18 protein-coding genes and 6 pseudogenes are annotated in these 25,356 nt (G+C 52.0%); 9 read left to right on the top strand and 15 right to left on the bottom strand.

All coding sequences use genetic code 11. From position 1 onward, the window contains the following. Positions 1-86: 86 nt before the first annotated feature. Together BLQ98_RS15295 and BLQ98_RS15290 are read right to left on the bottom strand one after the other, a co-directional pair. Positions 87-1,130 carry a ParB/RepB/Spo0J family partition protein gene (locus BLQ98_RS15295; RefSeq protein ID WP_093734125.1) on the bottom strand — a complete coding sequence of 348 codons (1,044 nt, stop codon included), beginning with the start codon at positions 1,128-1,130 and terminating at the stop codon, positions 87-89. A gap of 45 nt (positions 1,131-1,175) precedes the next feature. Then, positions 1,176-2,561, bottom strand: a complete 1,386-nt coding sequence (locus BLQ98_RS15290) for an AAA family ATPase (protein WP_167354563.1) — start codon at positions 2,559-2,561, stop codon at positions 1,176-1,178. Positions 2,562-3,033: 472 nt separating this feature from the next. On the opposite strand from BLQ98_RS15290, the gene BLQ98_RS15285 reads away from it, so the two are divergent. From BLQ98_RS15285 to BLQ98_RS18510, 8 genes and pseudogenes are all read left to right on the top strand, one after another. After that, positions 3,034-4,047: a replication initiator protein A gene (locus BLQ98_RS15285; RefSeq protein WP_093734123.1), complete on the top strand. Its 1,014-nt coding sequence runs from the start codon at positions 3,034-3,036 to the stop codon at positions 4,045-4,047. Between the two features lie 126 nt (positions 4,048-4,173). Next, positions 4,174-5,289 carry an MraY family glycosyltransferase gene (locus BLQ98_RS15280; RefSeq protein WP_093734122.1) on the top strand — a complete coding sequence of 372 codons (1,116 nt, stop codon included), beginning with the start codon at positions 4,174-4,176 and terminating at the stop codon, positions 5,287-5,289. Between the two features lie 593 nt (positions 5,290-5,882). Then, on the top strand, positions 5,883-6,326 hold the full coding sequence (locus BLQ98_RS15270; RefSeq protein ID WP_093734120.1) for a low molecular weight protein-tyrosine-phosphatase: 444 nt from the start codon (positions 5,883-5,885) through the stop codon (positions 6,324-6,326). An 11-nt stretch (positions 6,327-6,337) separates the two neighbouring features. Further along, entirely contained in the window at positions 6,338-8,548 is a 2,211-nt protein-coding gene (locus tag BLQ98_RS15265; protein WP_167354561.1) for a polysaccharide biosynthesis tyrosine autokinase, read from the top strand. Positions 8,549-8,595: 47 nt separating this feature from the next. Beyond that, complete coding sequence (locus BLQ98_RS15260; RefSeq protein WP_208596076.1) at positions 8,596-9,600, top strand: NAD-dependent epimerase/dehydratase family protein; 1,005 nt, start codon at positions 8,596-8,598, stop codon at positions 9,598-9,600. A 10-nt stretch (positions 9,601-9,610) separates the two neighbouring features. Further along, a complete protein-coding gene (tviB, locus tag BLQ98_RS15255; RefSeq protein WP_093734117.1) occupies positions 9,611-10,900 on the top strand; it encodes a Vi polysaccharide biosynthesis UDP-N-acetylglucosamine C-6 dehydrogenase TviB in 1,290 nt (429 codons plus the stop codon). A gap of 211 nt (positions 10,901-11,111) precedes the next feature. Next, on the top strand, positions 11,112-12,257 hold the full coding sequence (locus BLQ98_RS15250; RefSeq protein WP_141135348.1) for a polysaccharide biosynthesis/export family protein: 1,146 nt from the start codon (positions 11,112-11,114) through the stop codon (positions 12,255-12,257). A gap of 202 nt (positions 12,258-12,459) precedes the next feature. Then, positions 12,460-13,040, top strand: a pseudogene (locus tag BLQ98_RS18510) (IS3 family transposase); the annotation flags it as partial. Positions 13,041-13,080: 40 nt separating this feature from the next. Here BLQ98_RS18510 and BLQ98_RS15235 read toward each other — a convergent pair. The 13 genes and pseudogenes from BLQ98_RS15235 to BLQ98_RS15175 form a co-directional block, all read right to left on the bottom strand. Then, positions 13,081-13,236, bottom strand: a pseudogene (locus BLQ98_RS15235) (integrase core domain-containing protein); the annotation flags it as partial. A 53-nt stretch (positions 13,237-13,289) separates the two neighbouring features. Continuing rightward, positions 13,290-14,504 (bottom strand): IS256 family transposase, encoded by a 1,215-nt coding sequence (locus BLQ98_RS15230; RefSeq protein WP_093734113.1) that lies wholly within the window; start codon positions 14,502-14,504, stop codon positions 13,290-13,292. A gap of 67 nt (positions 14,505-14,571) precedes the next feature. After that, positions 14,572-15,290, bottom strand: a pseudogene (locus tag BLQ98_RS18305) (IS3 family transposase); the annotation flags it as partial. Positions 15,291-15,357: 67 nt separating this feature from the next. Continuing rightward, positions 15,358-16,454, bottom strand: a protein-coding gene (locus BLQ98_RS15220; RefSeq protein ID WP_425263963.1) for an IS3 family transposase whose coding sequence is annotated in 2 segments (ribosomal slippage) — positions 15,358-16,208 and positions 16,208-16,454 — 1,098 coding nt in all. Because the reading frame shifts where the segments join, the coding sequence is not laid out codon by codon here. Between the two features lie 67 nt (positions 16,455-16,521). Then, a pseudogene (locus BLQ98_RS15215) lies at positions 16,522-16,737 on the bottom strand (transposase); the annotation flags it as partial. 96 nt (positions 16,738-16,833) lie between these two features. Next, positions 16,834-18,741, bottom strand: coding sequence for an acyltransferase family protein (locus tag BLQ98_RS15210; RefSeq protein ID WP_167354559.1), 1,908 nt, complete (start codon positions 18,739-18,741; stop codon positions 16,834-16,836). Positions 18,742-18,890: 149 nt separating this feature from the next. Next, a pseudogene (locus BLQ98_RS15205) lies at positions 18,891-19,577 on the bottom strand (IS6 family transposase). Positions 19,578-19,680: 103 nt separating this feature from the next. Continuing rightward, positions 19,681-20,406, bottom strand: coding sequence for a pseudaminic acid cytidylyltransferase (gene pseF / locus BLQ98_RS15200; RefSeq protein WP_093734111.1), 726 nt, complete (start codon positions 20,404-20,406; stop codon positions 19,681-19,683). 24 nt (positions 20,407-20,430) lie between these two features. Continuing rightward, the gene (locus BLQ98_RS15195; protein WP_093734110.1) at positions 20,431-21,108 is read right to left on the bottom strand and encodes a glycosyltransferase family 2 protein; all 678 of its coding nucleotides are present in this window, start codon (positions 21,106-21,108) and stop codon (positions 20,431-20,433) included. Beyond that, positions 21,108-22,193 carry an N-acetylneuraminate synthase family protein gene (locus BLQ98_RS15190; protein WP_093734109.1) on the bottom strand — a complete coding sequence of 362 codons (1,086 nt, stop codon included), beginning with the start codon at positions 22,191-22,193 and terminating at the stop codon, positions 21,108-21,110. The genes BLQ98_RS15195 and BLQ98_RS15190 overlap by 1 nt, the downstream gene beginning before the upstream one ends. Before the next feature lie 49 nt (positions 22,194-22,242). Next, positions 22,243-23,127, bottom strand: coding sequence for an SDR family oxidoreductase (locus BLQ98_RS15185; protein WP_167354558.1), 885 nt, complete (start codon positions 23,125-23,127; stop codon positions 22,243-22,245). A 196-nt stretch (positions 23,128-23,323) separates the two neighbouring features. Next, positions 23,324-23,575, bottom strand: coding sequence for an IS66 family insertion sequence element accessory protein TnpB (gene tnpB, locus BLQ98_RS18670; RefSeq protein ID WP_167354557.1), 252 nt, complete (start codon positions 23,573-23,575; stop codon positions 23,324-23,326). Positions 23,576-23,750: 175 nt separating this feature from the next. Continuing rightward, positions 23,751-24,137: a transposase gene (locus tag BLQ98_RS15175; RefSeq protein ID WP_244148451.1), complete on the bottom strand. Its 387-nt coding sequence runs from the start codon at positions 24,135-24,137 to the stop codon at positions 23,751-23,753. A gap of 120 nt (positions 24,138-24,257) precedes the next feature. Here BLQ98_RS15175 and BLQ98_RS15170 point away from each other — a divergent pair. Next, a pseudogene (locus tag BLQ98_RS15170) lies at positions 24,258-25,227 on the top strand (IS5 family transposase). The last annotated feature ends 129 nt before the right edge of the window (positions 25,228-25,356 follow it).

Raw genomic sequence — 25,356 nt, 5'->3', positions numbered from 1 at the left:
ATCAATGTGTGTATCACCTGAGATAAATAGCCTGCTGTGTCAATTATTTCGGATTTATGATCTCAAATGTTTCGCGCGCGAAACATTTAGAGTTTTAGCGCTGCGCGGATACGCTCTTCGATTTCGGGAGTAAGTTCCTCTCCGCCAATCGTGATGGTTTTAGCAGAGCGCTCTAGCCAGAGTCCGGGCGAAAGCTCCTCTCTTTTTCCTCCCGCTTGCTTTGCAATCTTAGGTGCCTTTGGCGTCTCGAGAGCGGCTGCCAAAATATCTTGTTCTGCTTCAAGCGTAGGGGCATTTCCTAGCTTATTCAAAGCCTCAACAACATCCGACTTGAACGCTTCATCTGCCTGCAGCTTCTGGGACAAAGCTAGCCCCAAGCGCTCCCCGATCCCGGCGGGGTAGGAAAGATAGGGCCCGAGTTGCTCGACTACGGGAAGAAAGCTTTTGATCTTGGAGCGTTTGGCTCGGCTACCATTGCCGAACAGACCGTTTAGAGCCGATTTTGTATCTACATACACCCCCTCTTCAACTGCGCGCGAAACAATACGCGCGCGTTCAAAATACGACAGCCCAACGCGAATTTCGTTTTCTTCGACCATTGCGACATAGGCATCGGCAGCGTCGATGGGGCGGCGGACGAGAGCAAGGACGGTACTAAAACGCGCATCGCCAGTTTCTTTATAGAGCTGCGTGAGGGCTGTCAGACGGCGCCAACCGGAAATGAGGCCGTAGCCGCCCTGTTCTGTTGCAACCACTTCGATTGGCGTTTGCTGCCCGCGCGCTGACAGTGAGGCTCTTAGCGCTGCCATGTCTTCGTCGTCAGCAACGAGCCGGTCTCGAACAAGGTAACTGCTTTCGATCTGATCCAGTTGCAACGACTGCACCATACGGCCTTCAGCACGGGCGGAGTGGAATTCGGCTGTAACCTCTGCCAGGGCCGCACTGGTGGCTGCATCGCCAGCGACATGGGCGATCGGCGGGCTGGGGGAGCGCATCTTCGGGGCCACACCCTGAGGGTAGGTAGGAAACAGCGCCTTTGTCTCTAAAGGTGGCATAGAGCCTGCATCTGTCACAGGTTCCTCAGCGAGGTAATCGCCCCGAGGCGGGGTTAGTCTTTTACGTTTTGCCATGTCTTATCCTCTCTCTTGAGCGGTACAATGCTTAGGGCAGTAGAGTTAATCAGATGCTGCTTCTGCGTTCGCAGCTTTCGCATCGCGATGCCAGGCACCGATCAGCAGGCGTTTGAAAGCAGCATAGGTTGAATCGAATGTCTGGCGCCCGCGGGCGTAGGTCTCGCGGTTGAAGTCACGGTAATCCGCCTCGTAGATGCCGTTCACGCTTTCGCCGGCCTGCCCGATCAGAGCAGTGAAATCCTGCCGGTGTGGCGACAGGGTTTGCCCCAGATAAGCCTGTATCAGTGCTGCAAGTTCTGCCTGTTGCGCGCCGTCATAACGGGTGATGACAGCACGTACTGCGTCCCACTCGAATTGCAGCCCCTCACGCCCCAAAGCGCGGGCGGCCATGTTCTCGCCCTCTTCGATGGAGCTGAAGGTGGAATGGAGCATATCGAAGAACCGCCCGGTACTATCGAATTCAAGAAACGAGGCGCCAAGGGGGACCAACAGGATGTCAGCGGCGGCCAGTCCGTTGATGGTGAGATAGCCTAGGGCAGGGGGGGTATCGACGAAAATCACATCGTAGTCGTCTAGTACGCCGTCGGCTTCGAGCCGGTCGGTCAATGCATCCCAGAGCTTCCAGCCCCGGGTCGCCATACGCCAGACAGGGATCTGGAATTCCGCCCAGTACAAATTGAGTTGGGCGCCAATTAGATCAATATTGGGCCAATGGGTCGGGCGGATTAAATCACCGGTACTCATTTTGAGCGCTTCCGACAGGGTATCATCCAGCGGTGTCGGTGCCTCACCCCGGTCGGCTTTGGCACGGTTTTCGGCTTGGGCGGCCTCGGCATAGTGGCGGGCGATCACCGGGAAAACAGTGCCCCATTCGTCTTCGATCCGACCTCCAAAAATCGATGTCATGGAGCCTTGGCTGTCGAGGTCGATGACGAGCACTTTGTAGCCATCCAGCGCGGCCGACATCGCCAGGTGAGCGGCGGTAGAGGTTTTGCCCACGCCACCTTTGAAATTCGCGACTGATACGATTTTGGCGGGCAGGCCCTTGGGACGGTAGGGGCGGTATTCTTTCGACTTGGAACCTTCAGATCCGAAATGGGCCCGCAGGCGCAGCACCTCGTCGAGGGTGAACCATTTGGCGCCACCAGCGGTTTCGGATGTGCCTTGGGGCAGGTCCGGGTTGTTGCGCAGCACGCGGCGGAAATGAGCTTGGGCCACGGGGATCAGATATTTGGTGATCTCCCATGTCGAGAACAGACGCAGGCGCTTTTGACCCGCTTCATCCATCCCCCGGCCAGCAAGATCTTGGCGCCCTCGAGAGCAGGCCTCCGCGATGGCATGAAAGTCTTGCGAGGACGTAGGTGGACCCAGATCGGCCATGGCTTGATCGGGGTCAATATTGAAGTACGGGGGGAGGGGCTCACTCATCGGAAATTCGCTTATGTATTGCGTTTCCATCTATGTACCAGAAAACGCGTCACATGGAAGAAAAACCGTACTTCTTGAGGTTTTTCTTAGCAAATACTGGGGGTTCAGCCGGGTGTTTGGTTTGAAAATCTCGATGTGATGCAAATCCAACCCAGTGTTATGATGTGTTATTATCAAGTTAAGGGTTTTGTGTGAAATCCATTTATCCCCTTTTATCAAAGGCTTTCGGATAGCCCTTTCATAGGGAGTGACTCTGAACCCCCGAAAGACTGACTCTGAACCCCCGATAAAGCGACTCTGATCCCCCGATCAAAATGCCCGAGGGCAGGGGTGAGTGATGGACAAGCAATGTGGATAACTTTTAGGGTGGTGTCACTAAAACCACGATTCCCAAAAAGGGAACATCGAGCAGTGATCACGGCAGAAATTCGCACGTAAGAGGCGGAGGCTGTCGACAGGCAGAGGACAGACGATGTCAAACCCCGCGCCCGCAGAGGGCCTGTTGCCCGACCGGCATCAGGCGGATTTTTTTGTCTGCGATATCTTTGATGCGATCCCGAAAGACGATCTTGCAACGATGGAGCATCCGATCTTCTCGCTCTCGACCAAGCCGGATCGACGCATTTTGAACTACACCCATAACGGGACCGATATCACCGTCGTACCAAGCATGCGCGGGCTTGCGACCATCCATGATAAAGACATCCTGATCTTTTGTATCAGTCAGCTGATGGCCGCGCTGAATGCTGGCCGCGCCGTAGGGCGTACGTTGACGTTACGCGCCTACGATATGCTGGTCGCGACGAACCGCGAAACCTCTGGCGATGCCTACCGCCGGCTACGTGAAGCTTTCGAGCGGTTGGCGGGGACGCGCATCACCACCAATCTGGAGACAGGTGGGATGGAGGTGACCAGCGGCTTTGGTCTGATCGAAAATTGGGAGATCGTGCGCCGTGCCCGTGGCGGCCGGATGGTGAGTGTCAAGGTTACCCTGTCGGAATGGCTTTACCGCGCGGTGCTGTCAAAATCGGTGCTCACGCTGAGCCGCGATTATTTTCGTCTGCGCAAACCGCTGGAGAGACGGGTCTATGAGATTGCGCGCAAGCACTGTGGGCGCCAACCGGCCTGGCGGATCTCGGTTGAGCTGCTTTTGAAAAAATCCGGCTCTGCGTCCCCGCGCCGTGTCTTTCGCAAGATGCTACGCGATATGATCGAGGCGAACCACTTACCGGATTACGAGATGGAGGAAGAGGCGGGCGATATGATCCGCTTCACCCGTCGTACCCTGATCGAAGATGGCCCCGAAGCGCCACCCTTGTCTGAGCAGGCGATCGAGGCTGCGCGGGAGATTTTACCAGGTGCCGATGTCTATGCGCTGGAGGCTAACTGGCGTGCCTTCTGGGCGGCTTCCGGACGGCCTAAGCTACGCGCAGCAGATGCCGCGTTTGTGGGATTCGTTAAGATGCGAGCGGAGAAGGGGGACTAAGGCGCGCATCAAAAAACACTGGCCTTGAGATAAAAGACACATCGGTGTAATATTATGGTGCTTATTTTAAAGCTCTGATATTTTTTCACCTGTTTAAATTTCTCTAGACCAAGTAGTTCACATGCCATGGAACACCTCGGGATAAATATGTTTTTCTGGCACAATTATGTGCTGATATTTCTGTCTTTTTTTATCTGTACGATCCTCATCGCTCTTGCGCCTCGCGCTCCCAGACTTGCGGGCCAGGATGACCACACATGCGCGGTACAATCCATGCATGTACGCCGAACGGCGCGGGTCGGGGGGCTTGCGATATTTCTGTCGATTGTTGTCAGCATCTTTTTTGCGCCAGATGCGATTGCTGGACCCTATGCCTACCTCATCCTCGCTAGCTTGATTTTGTTTCTCGCGGGCATCTTTGAAGACTTAGGCTTCGGAGTCTCTCCTCGGGATCGTCTTATAGCCACAGCTGTGGCGAGCCTTGCTGTGATGTTCTTTTTCGAACTGTGGCTACCACGGGTCGAAATTCCAGGGCTTGATAGGGTGATGTGGCATTGGGCAGTCGGTATTCCGGTGACACTGCTAATCACGGCTGGCGTGGCCAATGCCTTCAATATGGTTGATGGCGTAAACGGGCTGTCATCGCTTTCCGCAATGACAGCTGCACTCACACTGGCTTACATCGCACAGAAGTCTGGGTATGCAGATATTGTCCCCCTTGCGATCATGCTGGCCTCAACCGTGCTTGGGTTCTTTTTGCTTAACTACCCTTTTGGCCTGATTTTCTTGGGCGATGGCGGGGCCTATGTTCTTGGCTTTATCCTGAGCTGGCTAGGTATCTTCATTATCGCCAATGCACCGGACGTTTCCCCTTGGGCAATTGTTCTCACGATGTTTTGGCCAATTGCTGATATGGTGCTTTCAATCTATCGCAGATCAAAACGGAAGAAAGCGACGACCGCCCCCGACCGCCTTCATGCACATCAAATGGTGATGCGCACACTTGAAATTCACTTCTTGGGCCGAGGACGGCGTGGGCTTGCAAACCCGCTCACCACGCTCATTCTGACCCCATTTGTTATCGTTCCGGCTTTAACCAGTGTGCTGTTCTGGGATCAGCCACGCGCGGCATTTTCAGCGGTGGTATTTTTCAGCGTGGTGTTTGTTCTTTCGTACACCTATGCGCGACCTATTGTGCGGAAGCTGAAGCGTCGGGTACGGCTGATTACCATCCATAGCTAAAGTCTAAGGCTGCTCTTTTGTGTTTGCTCTTGCCCAGCGCTGCCTTTGGTGCCTCCATGACAGAGCCAAGAGGACAGGCAGGGCAAGGGTGTATACCGTGTCAGAAAACGCTTCGCTCCAGTTCACGTGCCCGGTCCATGCGATCCAGTCAAGGCAGTCGAGTATCTCGTTCATGACTTGGACCAAAAGCACACTTCCCAAGGCCAAAGCGGGGGCATGTTTGGTCCGGCGCGCAAGGATCGCCGCGCCTAGAAATAGAAGTATGCCCAAAACAATATGGGCGGCATTCGTGCTTAGGCTCATATGTGTAAGGATGTTTTTTTTACCCTCATACCACCAGCTGTTCATACCAGATTTGCCCTCCTTGCTTTGCCTGCGCATGCATCACGACAAATCGCATCTAGCGGCTTGGAAAAATCTCTTCAAGCCGCTAGGAGTTAGCAAGTTTTGCATGAGGGTCTGACTATTTTTCCTTGCGCCAATATGGATGGGTACACGTGCGAAAGATATAGCCATGTGGTATTTTGCAGAGCTTGCTGGCCGAGTTATGCCAAAAGGCAGTCTTCTCAGGACTGCAAACAGGATATGTGTTGATGGTTTCTTCGATTTTATGTGTGTGTACCGGCAATATCTGCCGTTCGCCGGTGGCTGAGGCGGCGTTGCGGGAAGCTTTGCCGGATGTGGCTGTAACCTCGGCGGGGCTGCATGCGCTCGTGGGACGGGATATCAACACGGACAGCGCCGAGGCGGCGCGCGAGCAAGGAATTCTCTTACTTCCACATGCTGCGCGGCAGTTTACATCGCAACTGGGCGAGCAGGCCGAACTGATTTTGGTAATGGACCAGGATCACCGCGACGAGATCATCCGCCGCTGGCCGCAATTTAGCGGTAAGACGATGTTGCTGGGCTATTTCGAGAACAGTAAATCCATTCCGGATCCATATCGGATGGGTATGGGCATGCACCAGCGTGCGATCGAAATGATCCGAGAAAGTGTCCCGCATTGGGTACAACAACTGGCCGCGATGCGCGGATGAAAGGCCCATCCATGACTGAACGTTCGCAAAAGAAAATGCCGGAAATCGATGGGAATGACGGTGATCTTGATTTGAGCCATCTTCTCGCGCAGTTCTTAGCTCGAAAATGGCTTATTATCGCTTTGGCTTTTCTGGGAGGAACCATTGGACTGATCATCGGGCAGTTGGGACCGAACAACTTCCGTGCTATATCTGTGGTGCAGATAGAAACACGTTCCAGCGGTGTGGTGTTGCCGGAGGAACTAATTGGCAACCTGCTTTCTGGGGATCAAGCTCGGGGTTCATCTTTTGAGACAGAGATACATGTAATCCGCTCACGGCTTATTCTTGGTCCTGTGGTCGAGAAGCTGGGCGTAAATGCCCGCGTGGAACCGATACGCGCGCCTATCATTGGGGATTTGCTGGCGCGCAGGTCCATCCCTCTACTCGGGCCTTTGTTGCCTGATGCTTATCAGAGGCCAGGCGAAAGCATTTCGCTGAACCAGCTCCGGGTTAGTGAAGACTTAATAGGCGCGCCTATCTCATTGCGCGTGACTGGGTTTGATAGTTTTGAGATCACCGCTCCAAACTCAACCACCGTTACAGGCCGGGTTGGTACACTTGTCACATTGGGGGACGATATTCAGTTACAGGTGACTGCATTAAATGCGGCGGAAGGGCGCGAATATCATGTTTTTGCAGTGCCCTTTCGCCACAGCGTCGCGCGTCTACGAAATGGCCTGTCTGTCAACGAACGCCGATCAACAGGGATTGTTGATTTCAGCTTTACCAGCGCCAACCCGGATTTCAGCGTCGTGGCTGCCAATACGGTCGTAGAATCGTATCGCCTGCAAAACCTACAACGTCGCTCGGCTGAAATTGACCAGAGCATCGACTTTATCGAGAGCAAAATACCAGAAGTTCGGTTGGAGGCTGCCGTTGCCTCAACAGAACTGGCAACCTACCGAGAAACCCAAGCCAATTTGGAACTCAGCCTTGGAACACAGGAGCTGCTGGATCAGCTGGTGCAAGTTCAGACGCGCCTGGAGGAGTTGGCGTTTCAGGAGCAGCAGCTGGCACAGCGTCTGACCCCGAACCACCCCGATTACCAAGCATTGCTGGCAGAGCGTACGCGATTGCAAAGCCGTGGTGACAGTCTGCGTGCTGACCTACAGGATGTGCCTGCAGCAGAGCAAGAGTTTGCCCGACTGCAAGAGCGTGTGGTCAGTGCGCGCGAATTAGAGCGCCAACTGGTCGCCCGCGCTGAGCAGCTACGCGTATTGCGTGCCAGTGCCGTGGGGAATATCCGCGTGCTAGAGCCAGCAGAGGTGGCGCGCCTTATTGGGCCCAATCGCCGAACGCCAGCGCTTACGGGTCTGTTTGGGGGGCTTGCTTTTAGTATACTACTTGTCTTCGGGCTCAATTTCTTGCGCCGGGGCATCGAAGATGCACGTGAAGTCGAAGAATTGGGCCTCTCCGTGCTGGGGTCTGTTAATAAAGTGCCCAAACTAGCTGGAGCCAAAAAGGGTATCCCAGAATATGCTCTGGTCAGACATGAACCAAGCAATATCGCCGTTGAAGCCTTTCGCGGGCTGCGTACCGGTATGAGGTTCACCCTGGCGGCTCGTAATGCCAAAACGATTATGATTACGTCATGCGCACCTGCAGACGGTAAGTCCTTTGTTTCTCTGAACCTCGCTATGATTAATGCGACTCTTGGCACACGGGTTTTGTTGATTGATGGCGACATGCGGCGCGGCAAACTGGGGCGAAATTTCGGGGTTGCAAGCAAGCAGGCAGGTCTTGCTCAAGTACTGGTGGGCGAAGCCGATCTGCTGGCTGCGACACATACCGATCCCACAACTGGGCTTGATTTTATCGGGACTGGTAGCCGCCCTCCCAACCCTGCGGAATTGTTGGAAAGTACTTCATTTTCAGACTTACTATCGGTGCTCTCTGAAAAATATGATTTGATTATCGTCGATGCGCCGCCGATCCTTGCCGTAACGGATGCTGCCATCATCGGTCAAAAAACCGATATTACACTGATGCTGGTTCGCCATCTGGTGACGACTAAGCCGCAGATGCAATCCGCTCTGAAGGGATTGGAGCTTGCAGGGATTACACCTGCGGGGGCGATTATTAACCAGTATGACATGAACAAGAGCCGCTACGGCCAATATAGCACGAGTTATGGGTATCATTACGGTGCTTACAAATACAATTACTCTACAGAAGAGTGATCTTATAGTATTACACCCCAATAATTTTAGTACGAAAGCACATTCAAATGACACGCGTTTTCATCACCGGTACCGCCGGCTTCATAGGTTTTCACCTTTCCCGACTGCTGCTGGAAGAGGGGATAACTGTCGCCGGCTATGACGGCATGACAGATTACTACGATGTGCGTCTGAAAGAGCGGCGCCATGCTATGCTGCGCCAGCATCAGGGATTTTCCACCACCGAAGCCATGCTGGAAGATGCGGATGCATTGCATACAGCTGTTAAAGACTTTCGCCCCGATGTCATCGTGCATCTCGCCGCACAGGCCGGGGTGCGTTACAGCTTGGAGAACCCACGCGCCTACATTGACGCGAATGTGGTCGGCACGCTCAACGTTATGGAAGCTGCACAGGCCGCTGGCGTGGGCCATCTGTTAATGGCGTCGACTAGTTCGGTTTACGGCGCAAACGAAGACATGCCCTTTGACGAACGCCAGAAAACCGACACGCCGCTGACCATTTATGCCGCCACCAAAAAGGCAAACGAGGCAATGGGGCATGCTTGGGCGCATATCCACGGCGTGCCCATTACGATGTTCCGCTTCTTTACTGTATATGGCCCCTGGGGGCGCCCTGATATGGCGCTGTTCAAATTCACCAAGGGTATTCTGGAAGGCACGCCAATCGACATCTACAACAATGGTGAGATGTGGCGCGATTTCACCTATGTAACGGACCTCGTGCGCGGCATTAGGGGGTTGATAGATGCTGTACCCGGTGCGCCAGACACGGCGGTGGAGGACGACAGCCTGTCTCCGGCCGCACCGTTCCGCGTGGTCAATATCGGTAACTCCGACAAGGTGCGTTTGCTCGATTTCATTGATGCCATCGAGAAAGAGTTGGGCGAGAAAGCAATTCGCAACTACATGCCAATGCAACTGGGCGACGTACCCGCCACTTGGGCCAATGCATCTTTATTGCAGAACCTGACCGGCTACACACCCCAAACTCCGTTCCGCGATGGCGTACGCCAGTTCGTGCAGTGGTACCAGGATTATTACCAGATTTGAGAGAACCCGCATGACTTTTGATCAACCAGATTTTCAAACCGCCCCCATCGCCATTATTGGTCTTGGCTATGTCGGGCTGCCACTGGCCGTTGAGTTCGGGAAGCACCGGAAAGTGCTTGGCTTTGACGTCAAGCCCGACCGGGTGGCAGAGCTGCGTGCCGGGCGGGATTCGACCCGCGAAGTCACGCCCGATGAATTGGCCGAGGCAGGCCAGTTGGTCGTAACAGAAGACCCTGCAGCATTGGCCGAAGCCAGGATTTTCATCGTGACAGTTCCCACCCCTATTGATGCGCATAAGCGCCCCGACCTGACTGCGTTGCGCAAGGCGTCTGAAACCGTAGGAAAGGTGCTCAAAGGCGGGGATATCGTGATTTACGAATCCACCGTCTATCCTGGTGCCACCGAGGAGGAATGCATTCCAGTGCTGGAGCGCGTCTCGGGGTTGTCCTTCAACACTGATTTCTTCGCAGGCTACAGTCCCGAGCGCATCAACCCAGGCGACAAGCAGCATCGCCTGCCTACAATCTGCAAGGTCACTTCGGGCTCGACGCCAGAAATTGCAGATGTAATCGATGACCTTTACGCCAGCATCATTACAGCAGGGACGCACAAGGCCCCGTCGATCCGCGTAGCCGAGGCTGCGAAGGTGATCGAGAACACCCAACGGGATCTGAATATTGCCCTCATTAATGAGCTGGCGGTTATCTTCGGCCAGATGGGCATCGATACCGAGGCGGTCCTGCAAGCGGCGGGCACAAAGTGGAACTTCCTGCCGTTCCGCCCCGGTCTGGTCGGTGGACACTGCATCGGGGTGGATCCATATTACCTGACCCACAAGGCTGAGGCGATAGGTTATCACCCCGAGATCATCCTGGCGGGCCGTCGCCTGAATGATCGGATGGGCGCGCATGTGGCCTCTGCGCTGGTCAAGGCTATGATGCGATCGCGTATCCAGGTCTGCGATGCTCGGGTGCTGGTCATGGGGCTGACCTTCAAAGAAAACTGTCCCGATATCCGAAACACCAAAGTAATCGATATCATTACAGAGCTTCAGGATTACGGTGTAAGCGTTGACGTACATGACCCTTGGGTTCACGCGGCTGATGCAATGTCGGAATATGGCTTGTCTTTGATCGGTTCACCCGAGCCGGAAAGCTATGACGCCATTATCTTAGCGGTTTCTCATGACACATTTCAGGAAGAAGGAGTGCAGGGCATTCGTCGGTACGGTCGCGAGACGCATGTACTTTATGACTTAAAGTACCTCTTCCCCGCAAGAGATACAGATCTGCGGCTTTGACCCCTCCCGGCGAGGTCCATCGGAGCCCGCTCCTAGGCAAAAATCCCTATAAAATAAGACCTATAAACGGTAAGGGTAATGCAAACTTCAAAAACGATCGATCAGGGTATGTCGGTTCTGGATTTTTCAGCTTCAGTATCGCATACCTTGTCACAAGAATTATGCGAAATAGTCAATAATGTCTGTCCTCTACTAGCAGGGCATGTAGATATTGAAGACCAACATGAACGGGCGGGGCAAGATGCAGGACGGAATACAGCGCAAGGCAGCAAAACTGGTGCTTGCAGCAATGGTACTCGTTTTGAGCGGATGCGCAGGGCAAATGCGATTCCCCATTTCCGAAAATGCTCAAGAGAAATTGGTTGAACAGAACATCAATGTTGTGCGTATAACGACTGAAAATATTTCCCAGTACCGTACTCCCGTTTTTTTCAGCAATCAAACGCAGCCGGCAAACCCACCCGGAGATCCAGCCCCCTATACATATCGAGTTGGAGCTGGTGACGAGCTGCGGATCATGGTCTGGTCGAACCCTGAGCGCACTCAGGCTGTAGGCGCTTCCGGGGGCGCGACAGGCAATGTTGAGCAAGGCATCGTGGTTAATGAGCACGGCCAGTTCTTCTACCCCTTCGTAGGGGCTATCCGCGGAGCAGGGCGCAGTGCAACCGAAATTCGTGCGGATCTAACAAAACAGCTCCGCATCTTCATTGCAGCACCTCAGGTCGAGGTGACTGTTTCGAGCTTTAACTCTCGAAAAGCAACAATAACAGGCGTTGTTGACGCCCCTGGGCCGGTGACTATTACAAACGTGCCGCTGCGTTTGCTGGATGTACTCAACCAAGCGGGAATCGACGAAGCAGGGGATCTGGCAAATGTCACGATCCGCCGTCGGGGCAAAGCATATAACGTCAACCTCAAGGCTTTTGTAGACCAAGGCGCAGTGCGTCAGAACCCTATTGTCCTAGATGGCGATATCATTAATGTCCCTCCAATCCGGGATAACAAAATATTCACCTTTGGGGAAATCGCGACTGCGGAGGTCCCTCTACCGTCGGATGTGCCGGTATCCCTGACAGAGACACTTGCCGAAGTGGGAGGCATCGACCGCATCAGGGCCGATTCTCGCGGGATTTTCGTCTTCCGTCGCACACCCTCCACGCCCCAAGGCTTCGATGTGTTTCAGTTCAATCTCAAGTCGGCTACGGCGCTAGTACTTGCGACAGATTTCAAGATGGCCCCGCTAGACATCATTTTTGTCACAAATGACCCGATCACGCGCTGGAATGACACAGTGGGTTCTCTTATCGCCCCGTTGACCGGATTGGTACGTGTGCAAACCGTCGTTGATCCAAACTAGAAAGAAACATTTTTTAGATTTTCCGGACTATCCGCCAAGAAAAGGGGCGTGTCTGAAACCGGCAGGGTGTGTGCTTGACACTACGCGTCCCTGACTGATGTATTTTTCTGAATACGCCTCGTTTTCGGTTGGAGTTGGAATGGCCCCACTGGAGTGGTCCACCAATTGGGATATGATTATCCCGTTTTAGGAGGACTAAACGATGGCTGGAAAACGAGAAAAGCCAGAAGATATTGTGCTAAAGCTCCGGCAAGTTGAAGTTTTGCAAGGGCAGGGAAAGTCAGTTTCCGAGGCTGTTCGGCAAATTGGCGTAACAATTCAGACCTACTATCGATGGCGCAAAGAATATGGCGGCATGAGCCGCGATCAACTCAAACGGCTGAAAGAGCTTGAGACTGAAAACCAACGTCTCAAGCGGGTCGTGGCAGATCTGTCCTTGGACAAGATGATCCTCACCGAGGCCGCACGGGGAAACTTCTAAGCCCTTCCCGTCGCCGTTTGTGTATTGATCATGTGCGGCAAACTCTCAGCGTATCTGAGCGCAGGGTCTGCCGCATACTCGGCCAACATCGTTCGACGCAGCGCAAGGTGCCATGTGGCTTGCCTGATGAAGAGCGATTGACCGAGGATATTATCGCGCTGACGAAAGAGTTCGGACGATACGGCTATCGTATGATCACGGGCATGCTGAATAACAGCGGCTGGCACGTAAATCATAAGCGCGTAGAACGGACTTGGCGACGGGAGGGGCTTAAAGTTCCACAAAAACAGCCCAAGAAGGGTGGGTAATCCCCCCATTTTTAATGGGGTCCAGCCGTAGAATTCAGGCGGCTGTTTTCAGTTTCATTGCGGGTGTTATGCCGCCGATGCCCATGTTGGGTCGTTCATTGTTGTAAGTCCAGAGCCATACCGTGGCCTGATCCTGTGCCTCCTCGATGGTGTCAAAGATGAACTGGCTGAGCCATTCGCCGCGAACCGTGGGGAGTATCCGAAACTCTGTGTATGAGGCTCAGCCCATGCAGTTGAAACGGGTCATATGTTGAACCGTTCTGGGTATAGGATAGCGAACTGGTTCCGTGCAGCAACCCATTCTCTGACGGCCCTGCCAGTCTTCTCGAAGCTGCGGATCGCCAGGTAGATTAGCTTTGTCGCGGCGTCATCTGTCGGAAAGCTACCGCGTGTTTTGGTGGTTTTCCGGATGACGCGGTTCAGGCTTTCGATGGCGTTGGTAGTGTAGATGATTTTGCGCACCGCTGGCGGGAAGGCGAAGAACGGTATGACCTCCTGCCATGCGCGCCGCCAGCTTGGGGCGATTGAGGGGTATTTCGTGCCCCATTCAGCCTCGAAATCAGCCAGTGCCTTCTCGGCCTCGACGTCATCGGTGGCCTGATAGATCCGCCTCAGATCTTTGGCGACATTTTTGCGGTCTTTCCAACCGCAAAAGTTCAGGGAATGGCGCACAAGGTGCACGATGCAGGTTTGCACTGTGGTGTCCGGGAATGCCGCGTTGATCGCATCAGGGAAGCCCTTGAGGCCGTCCACGACGGCGATGAGGATGTCTTCGACGCCCCGGTTGCGCAAATTGTTCATCACCGAGAGCCAGAATTTTGCACCTTCATTATTGGCAACCCATAGCCCCAGAACCTCACGTTCGCCCTCAGGAGTGACGCCCAGGGCCACGTAGACAGCCTTGTTCTTGACCTGACGGCTTTCCGCGTCGCGGATTTTAACGCGTAGGGCATCAAGGAAAACAATCGGATACATCGGTTCCAGAGCGCGGTTCTGCCAATCCGACACTTCTTCCAAAACCGCATCCGTGACACGGCTGATAAGGTCGGCCGAAACCTTCAGACCATAGACCTCTTCGAGGTGGGCGCGGATATCGCGGGTCGATAATCCGGCTGCATAGAGGCCAATGATCTTGTCGTCCATGCCGTCGATCCGGGTCTGGCCCTTCTTTATCAGTTCCGGTTCAAAGCTGCCCTCACGGTCGCGCGGGACATCAATCGGCAGCGCCCCATCATTGCCCTTCAACGTCTTGCGCGACGTGCCATTGCGACGGTTACTCTGCTGATTTGTCGGCTGAGTGTCCGGCTCATAGCCGAGATGTTCGGTCAATTCTGCGCCGAGCATTCGTTCCATTAGGCGGACCTTGAGCTCTTTCATCAAGCCCTGATCCCCCAACAAATCATCCGCGTTCTTAACGCCGTTCAGCAGCTCGTCTAAAACTTCCTTGGAAATCGTCATCGTTGTCATGCTCCTTCAGTTTGGAAGCATGGGCCAAATTACTCATACACAGAAGATCGGACACTCTCCGAACCGTGCGGTTGTAGCGTTCGATATAGGCGTTCTGTTGGGGCTTTCCGGGTTGGATGTATTCCAGCCTAACGCCTTGCTTTTCAGCCCATTCCATGAGCTTCCCACTGACATATTCGGGGCCATTATCGATACGAATAGCCTTGGGCTTTCCACGCCATTCGATGATCTGGTTCAGGCTACGCACCACGCGTTCAGCGGGCAGTGAAAAGTCGACTTCGATGCAAAGGCCCTCGCGATTGAAGTCATCCAAGACGTTCAGTGTCCGGATCGACCGGCCGTCAGAGAGCTGATCGGCCATAAAATCCATCGACCACGTCTCATTTGGCTTGTCAGGCACAGCCAGCGGTTCTGGCTTGTCTCGCTTCAGCCGTTTCTTGGGTTTGATCCGTAGATTCAGCTCCAGTTCGCAGTAAATCCGGTACACGCGTTTATGGTTCCAACAATAGCCCTGCACGTTGCGCAGATACAGAAAGCACAGGCCAAAGCCCCAGGTGCGCTTGTTTGCCGTCAGACGTTCCAACCAATCGGCGATCTCCTCGTTCTCGGTGCTCAGCGTTGGACTGTAGCGATAGCAGGTCTCACTGATCTGGAACGTGCGGCACGCCAGCGCGACACTGACCCCATGTACTGCCACCACCTTCATGGCCATCTCTCGTCGATGAGACGGCCTCAAGACTTTTTTCCGAGGGCTTCCTTGAGCAACTCATTCTGCATGCTCATTGACCTGAGCCCCAAGTTCCCTCCAGCTTTGGGCGGAGTCCTTGGAGTTAAATCTTTGGCGTTAAGCCGCCATCTTGTCCATTGTCTTTCTCTGCAAAAATTCCATCGGTGTCAGGTCGCCCAATGCTGAATGTGGTCTGCGCCAGTTGTAATCCTCCTGCCATTCTTCAAGCGTTTCGCGGGCGTCACCCAGTGTTCCAAACAACGTTTCGTTGAGACATTCGTCTCGTAGCTTGCCGTTGAAGCTTTCGATAAAGCCATTCTGCTGGGGCTTTCCAGGCGCGATGTAATGCCAATCGATACCCGTGTCTTGAACCCATTTGAGGATCGCCATACTGGTGAACTCAGTTCCGTTGTCTGAAACTATTGTCTTCGGCATGCCTCGTTCTGCGATCACCTTGTCCAGTTCACGAGCAACCCGGTGTCCGGACAGCGATGTATCAGCAACCAGAACCAAGTTCTCACGACTGAAGTCATCGACGACTGCCAAGATGCGAAACCTGCGCCCGTCTGTCAGCGCGTCTGACACGAAGTCCAAGCTCCAGCGTTGGTTCGGGCCATCCGGCAGCACCATTGGCTTCCTTGTGCCCAAAGCACGCTTTCGGCCACCTCTACGGCGTACCTGAAGCTTCTCTTCGACGTAAATGCGCCTGACCTTTTTGTGGTTCACGACAAAACCCTCCCGCGCAATCATCACGTGGACACGACGACAACCAAACCGTCGCCGTTCTCGCGAAACCCGTTTGATAGCATCTCGCAGTTCAGCATCATCACCACGACGCGACAGATACCGCACCGATGACCGATCAACTTGCAGCACATCGCACGCCCGTCGCTGACTGACCTGATGAACTTCCATCAAGTGAACCACAGCTTTCCGCTTCGCTACGGGCGTCACCACTTTTTTGAATTGATGTCTCGCAGCATGGCGTTGTCCAACATCTGTTCGGCCAGTAGCTTCTTCAGCTTACCGTTCTCGTCTTCCAACGCTCGCAGCCGCTTCGCGTCAGACGGCTCCATGCCGCCGTACTTCGATTTGTATTTGTAGAACGTCGCTGAACTGATCCCATGCCGCCGACATACATCGGCAGTCTTCTCGCCAGATTCCTGTTCCTTGATCATCGCTATGATCTGTTCGTCCGTAAATCTCGCCTTCATTTGTCCGTCCTTTTGTTGGGCGGACTCTACACAAATTTGGAGGAGTTTTAGGGGCTCAGGTCATCATCTCCGCATACATCTTCTTGAGGCGGCGGTTCTGCTCGGCAATGTCCTTCATCTCTGCGATGAGCGACGCGTCCATACCGCCAAATTTGGCCCGCCATTTGTAGAAGCTGGCACTGCTCATCCCATGCTCCCGGCACAGCTCAGAGACCGGCACACCGCCCTCCGCCTGCTTCAACACAGCCATGATCTGCGCATCGCTAAATCGTCCGTTCTTCATCGTAAATCTCCTCAGATATCTTGCCGAGAAAATTCTACTTTTGAACACCACTAATTTTAGGGGGGATTACCAGGCCAGCTCATTGATTAATAATTATTATTTAAGATTGTCCTGAAAAAATTGAACTAAACTGAGCGACGCTTTCTCAGTAAGGTGGTTTCTATCAAACATTAAATATTCGCCATTCTTACTGATTGGCGAAAAGTACCCGTCAGTATACAATTCTGGAAGATAATCAACCGAAGTGATGAAATTGAATTCGTTAGAAATGTACTCAAATGATTGTGACTGAAGATATCGAGTGTTATTGTCGCGCTCGAATGATATTTTGCATGGTGTTTTGTTTTTATTAATAAAATTATACATGCACTCCTCTAAAGAAGCATCTGACTCATTGAGAAGGGGGCCATCTTTTACCAAAACAATCTTTATATTCTTTTCCTCAAATAGCTTTGAGTATTTAATCATGTTCTTTGTGAACATATTGCTTTTGTACACGTTTTCTTTTAGGGTATCTATTGAGAAGTGTGAGTTTCTCTTTGGATTTAAATGCCCGCGATGAAAAGAAACAAGTAAGTAATCTCCTTCACTCATAACATTGAGAAGGTGGTCAAGAATTAGATCGTTTGATACTGGCCGCTTTAAAAAGGAATAAGGGAAATCATCTTCACTTTGAGTATTAATAAAGTTAAACGATACGCTTCTCTCAGCGGCCACCTTTTTAAGGGCAAAAGTTATCTGAGCGGCGTGACTATCTCCCACCAGATAGATGTCACCGCTTGATGATGAGGTTGAGCTACCAAGGCAATATTCGATTGGGTTTTTATATTGCGCCACACGTTTAGCACCATGGCATTTAATGTCAGCCCAAGGCGATGGCTTTGGTGGAAGCTCATATCTATAACTCGCGCCGTCCGTAGTGAGGATTGCAATCCCCAAACCGCACAAAATAGTAATAAAAAAAATACTACTAACGAATATCGCCCTGCGATCTAAACTAGAGCTACTTCTGAACGGGTTTTCCACGAATTTCCACGTAAACGCAGAAAGAATTAAAACGACAATTACCAAAAACAGAGATGGAATAACTTCTAACTCTATTCCAAATTTATGCCGATACAATGCAAGCAAGGGTTGATGCCACAAGTACGCTGAGTAACTTATCAAACCTATTCCAACAAACCCTTGAGTACTCAGAACTCTTGCAGCCAATGTTTCCTTATCAGCGTACAAAATTAGTAGTACTACTCCCAGAACTGGAACCAAAGCATAAACACTAGGAAATGGAGTGCTCTCATCGTAAGCAAAAATTGAAAATATAATAGCTCCTAGGCCAAGCAGCGAAAATATATTATTCTTTTTTACACCTTGTTCTTGGACAATGAATGCTGAAATTGATCCAGCAAACAACTCCCATGCACGTGTAGGTGCCAGATAGAAATTAGCCGTTGCTGCATAACGCCAGCCCCACTCACTTATAAGAAAACTAACTGTAGCCATAGCTACAATCATCCAAAACACTCTGCTCTTACCAAAGCGCCATGCGAAAATTAGGAAGATAGGAAATAGCACATAGTACTGCTCTTCAACAGCTAAGCTCCACGTGTGTAACAATGGCGTCAATTCTGCTTCTGTTGCAAAATAATCTGATTCACGCCAAAAAAATACGTTAGATACAAAAAATACCACAGAAAGTAGGCTTTTAGAGTACTCCTTAAAATCTGCAGGGAACAGCGTAAAGTAGGAGGTGGCTGATGTAACAAACAATACTAGAAAAAGGGCCGGCAATATTCTTCGTGCACGGCGTTCGTAAAAGTTAACAATGCTAAATCTATTTCCTTCTATATCTTCAATAAGGATTGTGGTTATCAAGTAGCCACTTATCACAAAAAACACGTCAACGCCTACAAACCCGCCGCTAAATAGATCAAATCCAGCGTGGAAAAATATTACTGGGACAACTGCAAGTGCTCGCAATCCGTCTATTTCAGCGCGATATTTCAAGTTAATAATCCTTTTGGTAGTATGTGACGATAGTTTAAGCTTTACTTGTCTTGTGGCTACTGTTTCAGCAACAAAACCTTTAATTATACCAGCAGTAGTTCTGTCGGAAAGTTTCCAGTGGCTTGAAGAACGGCCTTTGCTGGACGCATCTATGCTGCGAGATCAGCAAACCGCTTGAATGGCGGGATGCCTTTTTGAGCAAGCTGACCTCCACGGATCACGTGCGCCTTTCCAATCCCGTCTAGCGTTGCCGCAGCCGAATGGAACGCTTTTAAGCCGAGCATTGGTCGGGTGATCCGCATAGTGAAACGGCGGTCTTGCTCGTCGATGTTGTCGAGATATTTGAATTGAAAGATTCCGATAATCTGACCAACTCCGGTGAAATTGAGGATGAAATGTAAACTGTGCAGGCCAACCAAATTGGCACCGCTCTGATGGATGGTAATACGATCCGGGACACCTTTGGTGCCAGCGGCACGCTTGAAGAATCTGCAAGCCGCAGCGGTATCACGATGCTCTTGCAGCATGAAATGAAGGGTTTGCCAGTTACGATTAACCGCGGGATGCGGGTAGATCCACGTTCCACGAACTTTGATGTAAGTTTCATGCATCCGCCAAGATACGGAAGTCGACCGCTTTCTCGCCTGCGCAATTCCAGCGATCAGCGGCGAGTATTTCACAACCCAGCGATTCAACATGGCATGATCGATTTCAGCTCCGCGTTCAGCCATGATTTATTCGAGAGCCCGATAAGAGACGCCGTAGCGCACGTAGAAGAATACAGCTTACAAGATCACGCTTTTCAAGGAATGGTCTCTTTTGAAGTTAATCGTCACCGTTGTGGATTCTCTATCAAGCTCAAAAGCCAGCGCCTACCATGCGCGAGCTAGCCCAACCAACCGCAAAAACTTTGCGACAGTACCCTTCAAAGGGGGAGGCTCAACATCCTTCTTGGTCGTGGCCCAGGGTTGCCGCTTTAAGTTGATTTAATAGCAAAAATTGCATCTCAGCATAATGCCAGTCTTCCATTGTGTCAATGTCCTGCACGTAGCTGCGGGGGATTTCGAACCCAAAAGCATCTTTGTCGAAAAGCTGGTCTTTTAACATCCAGGTCTCCGTGCTGGCCCAATAGAATTGGCCTGCATCGTGGAACGCTTCTTCGAGATCTTGAGAACGTGTTAGGTAGTGGTCAGGCTCAAACATTGTAATGCGACCATCGTGAAGTTTTTTGACCGCTCTTTGGATGGGATACGGGAAACTGGTAACCGGCAGTACATAGGTATTTCGCCCCGCTTGCAGAACGTCATAGCAATCCCTCAGATCGGTCGATCTCATTAACGGTGCTGTCGGAAGTATGCAGCAAACATGGTCGACTGCGCCCAACCCTGCCATAGTCTCAGTCAGGGCGTGGCGTACGACTGGAACCAAAGGAGTAAAGTCATCAGCAAGGTTTTGGGGGCGCACGAAGGGACAGAGTGCATCAAAGTCGCGGGCGATTTCCGCAATCTCAGCATCGTCCGTTGATACAATAACGTGGTCGAAACAGCCACTCCGATGTGCAGCCTCAATTGCCCAGCCAATCATTGGCTTCCCGTGAAATTTCCGAACGTTTTTTCGGGGGATGCGTTTGCTGCCCCCGCGTGCTGGTATAATCGCAATTTTCATCGTTATTCTTCTCGCAAACTGGGTTTAAGTAGGATCTTTTTTTTTCGTTATCGCACTTATGAGAAGTCTAAATGTACCAATTAGGGTCGCCCTAAGGATTTTCTTCTCAGCACCGATCCTAGATCCAATTCGCGACTGCCCCTCTCGAGGGAGGATAGAAATCTCGATATTCTGGACACTTCCACCTGAAATAATTGTGCGTAAAAGTAAATCTGTTCCAATAGAGCTATAGGTGTCGAATGCAATATCCGACCCATAGTAGCTAAGACGATATGCCTTCATACCGCAAAATGGATCTCGTACATCCGATAGCATTTGGCATGTGGCTGCAAACAGATACTCAGATAGTCTGGGAAAAGACGGCCGACTTCCCACGACGATATCAGCGCCCTTATCAATTGCCTCAATAAAGTCTTGCAAACGGTGAGCGGGAAGCTGACCATCGGCGTCAAGAGTTACAAGAATTTTGTAGCCATTTTCCATTGCCCAAGTAAAGCCAGCACCAAGAGCCGCATCGTAGCCCATGGGTTTAGAATGACTGATACAGGCAGCGCTTGTGGCTTTGGCAATTACAGCGGTGCCGTCCGTTGAGCCATCATCAACAACAAGGACATCACCGAACGACGCAGCCGCCCTAATCACCTGCTCAATTTTGGCAGATTCATTGAGCGCCGGTATAAGAATTAGCGTTCCGCCGCGCATTACGTTAGGTTCGAGGACGTAAAGTGATCTCCCTGCTCCATAGGCTCCCGGACCGTCTTGCCCACGACCATTGATTTGAGATGGGGAGGGATGGCATCCAGAGGGCAGGGTCGCAGGATTTCGATGTCCTCGGGCCTCAAAACATGCCCTGCCGAAAATTTGGACGACGCGCGGAGCGCACGCCTCTGAATCACTACCGTATCGCGTTCGTTGTCTTCCACCTTTTTAATGCCCGTTCCCAAGGCGCGCTCAAGCTCACGCGTTCTGTCGACCATGGACCGCCAACTCTCCGGGTTCATAGCGAACTTGTGATCCGGTCCGTCGCGGTTGTTGTCATCCGTGAAGTGTTTTTCGATAATGCGTCCGCCCAGCGCTACCGCGCCTAATGCCGTGGCGTGCCCAGGTGTATGATCGGAAAGGCCTGTTATAGCATCGGGATACATCGCGGAAAAAGTTTTAAGAACGTTAAGGTTGATATAGTCAAAATTCTCAAGACTTGCCGTATAGTTCGTATTGCACTGCAACAGTGAAACATCGCCAGAGTATTTCAGGACAGAGGCCATCGCCCGCACAGTTTCATCAAGAGTTGACGCTCCACAGGCTAGCAAAATGGGCTTACCCTTGCTGGCAATATACTCGATCTGATCAATCCAAGTTATGTCACCCGAACCAATCTTGTATGCGGAAACAAATGGATCGATGTGGTCCACTAGATTTGGCGCATAAGGTGTGGTCATAAACTCTATACCTGCGTCGTCGCATGCCTCCCTCAAAGCGGTCGTCCAACCCATGTCTATGGACGCACTTTGGTAAACTTCAAAAATGGACTTTTTCCATTTGCTTTGATGCGACATGAAAGTCGGATCAAGTTTTTTGAAGCCTTGATCACTCACGATCGATTTCGCTTGGAAGTGCTGGAATTTTGCCGCGTCCGCACCGGCCTCGGCACAGCTGTGAATCAGCTCCTTTGCCCGACCCAGATCACCATCATGGTTCGCGCCAATGTCGGCGACAAAGTAGGTAGGGCAATTTTTTCCAACGAGCTTCTCACCAATTTTGAACTGCGCGTTTGGTAAATGTTTCATTTTAGTTTTCCACTTCAGCTAGTAGCCTCGTTCTTCGTACACCATGTATTCAATGAAGTATATTTTTACCCTCTGAAAATTTCATACTGTACAGCAAATTATCCAAAACAGTATTTAGATCAGGGCATTTCTTTCCAAGAATCTTTTCGGCTCTCGATGGATCCAAGCCCAAACAGTTTGGGCGATTGAGAAAAACATCTTTGATACTTGCAGGAAACAAATTATCCTGAGTGTAGCCTATTTTCTCTGCGAGGCCCCGAATGAGAGCTTCCTTTGAATAAACCTCCCGGCACGCCAAGTTATACAAGCCCTTCGCCTGCTTTTCATTGAACATCTCCCAACCCAGTCTTGCAAAAGAATCTACATCCATACTTGATGTCCAAGCATCACTGAATACTGAAATACGTTTGCCAGTCGACAGAGAGTCGAGCGCCCACTCTACCAATGTCTTCCCGCCATTCTTGCGGCTGCTCAGTATACTTGTTCGCAATACAAGAGAGTATGGGGATGCTAGCGCAAAAGCCTCGGCCGCATATTTGTGTTTCGCGTAGGTGTTTAGAAAGTAAACAGGCGCATCCTCGCCATGCGGAAAATTATCACCGTACGGATAGTAATGATCCGTTGATATGTGCAAAAGTGGAATTTTATATTCGCGCGTCCATGTCGCCAAAATCGCGAGAGGGGCAGCATTGGTTTTCCAGCTCAACAGAGGGTCCAATTCGCACCTCTCTATATCGACTATTGCCGCTGCGTTCACAACAGCGTCGAAATTCCCGGTCTCCAAAACAAGTAGCAGCGCCTCATTAACTGAAATATCAAGGTTTATGTTTGCCTGACTTCGCGCAGCACCAACCACTTCATGACCCATTGCCACTAAGTGAGTTTCAAAGGCTTGCCCTGCCATTCCGGTCGATCCCAGCAGGAGAATCTTCAAAGCTAGCTTCCTTTCATGCAATAGAATTATCGAGGTAATACGATAGAAAGGAAAAAAGGTACATACAAGAGAGGGTTTCCGTGGCGGTTCATTTTCCATGTATACCTGCCCCTTGCGCAAGAGGAATTTTCAGTGCCGATGACCTGCCCCCCGAAACCTCCCTCAGTTTGCGCACGGATGATTGCCTTCAGCTCAGTTATATCATTGGGCAATTCATCAGAGGAACTCCTGCCCGTTTCCATAGCAAAACAAGGGTATAATGACCCGCATAAACAGCCACGTGAGTCACGCCGCCGCAGAGGGCGCTGCCACCTTCCAAAGGCTGCACGCGCCGCCAATCCCGACCTGCGAACAACGCCTCAAACTGGGCTGGTTCCAAGCGCATGAGCCCGTTCTTGATCGCGGGCCATTTGAAGCTGTTATCTTCAAGCCGCTTATACGCTATCACCGTCCCAATAGATCAACTTCAGCCGATCCGCGCGCTTGGCGGAACACTTAGACCGACCCATCAAGGGGCTTTTGGCGAAGCTGGCTCTGCACCAGAGCGGCCTGCCCATCATGGCCTTTGCGGAAGCCCACAGGATCACTAGCCACAAAAACCCGCACCTTGTGGGATGGCATGATTACGGTGCCATAGCCCGTGCGATCTCGGCAATCCGCGCCGCTGATGTCGCTGCACCAAGGCGGACCGTTACATCGCCTATGATCAAATCAATCGTGCTGGAGGATGTGACGGTGAGAGGCTGGACTACAGGCGCGGGCGTCTCAATCTCAACTGGCACAAAGTTTATGCCCTCCAGATTTGGTAAAATCAGCTTTCCCTGTCGCGCCATCCGCCGCCAATCAGACACCGTACTGGGGATCAGTTCATAACGCTTGGCAACCGTATTGACCGTCTCGCCATCAATCAACGTCTCGGCCCCAATCTGGGCCTTCAACTCCGATGGCCAATTCCGCTTCCCGTCTGCACGGCGCTGCATCCTTGCCAGAAACTCGCTTGTAGTTCCCATATAGAAACTCACTTCAAACCAAAGATGTCTCTGTATCGTAGATCAGGCGCGATGCGACTTTTTTGCACAAAACGTGCCGCGAGGATTCACCACATGAATCCAGCGTGATAGCTGGCCTCCATGAGCAGCTGGCCCCCTACGAATTACAAGACCGAAAACTGGCCACACTATAATCGAGCCCTGAAGCAGCGTGGTTCGCTGTCGATCCGGTGACGCAGTGATGGCGTGGGAGGCGAAGCCGTCAGGCCATCGTGGAGGTCAGCAATCCTATAGCTATGGGGCGATCCAAGCCTGTCTGACCATAAAAATGCTGTTTGGTTTGCTTTAAGGCAGACGACTGGCTTTGTCGAAAATCTGCTGGAACGGATCGGGCTTGTCTGGTCAGTGCCAGACTTTAGCACCTTGTGTCGGCGGCAGAAGACGTTGCCGGTCGCCATTCCCTATCGGGGCTCACCGGGGCCGTTACATCTGCTCATTGATAGTACTGACATTAAAGCTGAGGGCGAAGGGAAGTGGAACGCCCACAAGCATGGCGGTCCTAAGCGCCGCATCTGGCGCACAATACACATTGGTATAGACGAGCAAACACTGGAAATACCTCAATCGAGGTCACGAGTAGCAGCATCGGTGACGCACCCATATTACCTGATCTGCTCAACCAGATTCCGCCAGATCAAGAAATAGGTAGCGTCACAGGCCCCTCTCGGGACATTACTGCGTGTTACCCTGCCGAGCAATGGACGGGGCTTACGATACCCAAAATTGCCACGATGCGATTGCTGCCCGCAATGCAAATGCTGTCATCCCACCGCGCAAAAATACGAAGTTATGGAAGCCTGACACACCCGGAGCCAGGGCGCGAAACGAAGCGGTGCGATCCTCAAAGTATTTGGATCGAGCGTTGTGGCGACAGTTAACTGGATATCACCGTCGAAGCCGCGTTGAGACGAAAATGCATTGTGTTAAATTGCTTGGTCAACGCCTGTCGGCGCGCGACTTCGATTACCAAGTTGCGGAGATCCAAATCCGTGCCGCGATCCTAAGCGACTTCACAGCTCTTGGCATACCTCGTACCGTGGCTATAGGCTAAGTCCATCCGGGAAAGGGAAGTCCAACCTCAGCCCGATTTGTGCATGTATGGATGCCCCCGTTGGTGCAAGAGATTTCTGAACGGTTTGAGTGTGTGATCGGATGCGGTCATGTATCAGGCCTCTCGTTG

This window comes from Sulfitobacter litoralis (genome assembly GCF_900103185.1).
Lineage (GTDB): Bacteria > Pseudomonadota > Alphaproteobacteria > Rhodobacterales > Rhodobacteraceae > Sulfitobacter > Sulfitobacter litoralis.
This window is presented reverse-complemented; position numbering and strand designations above follow the sequence as displayed.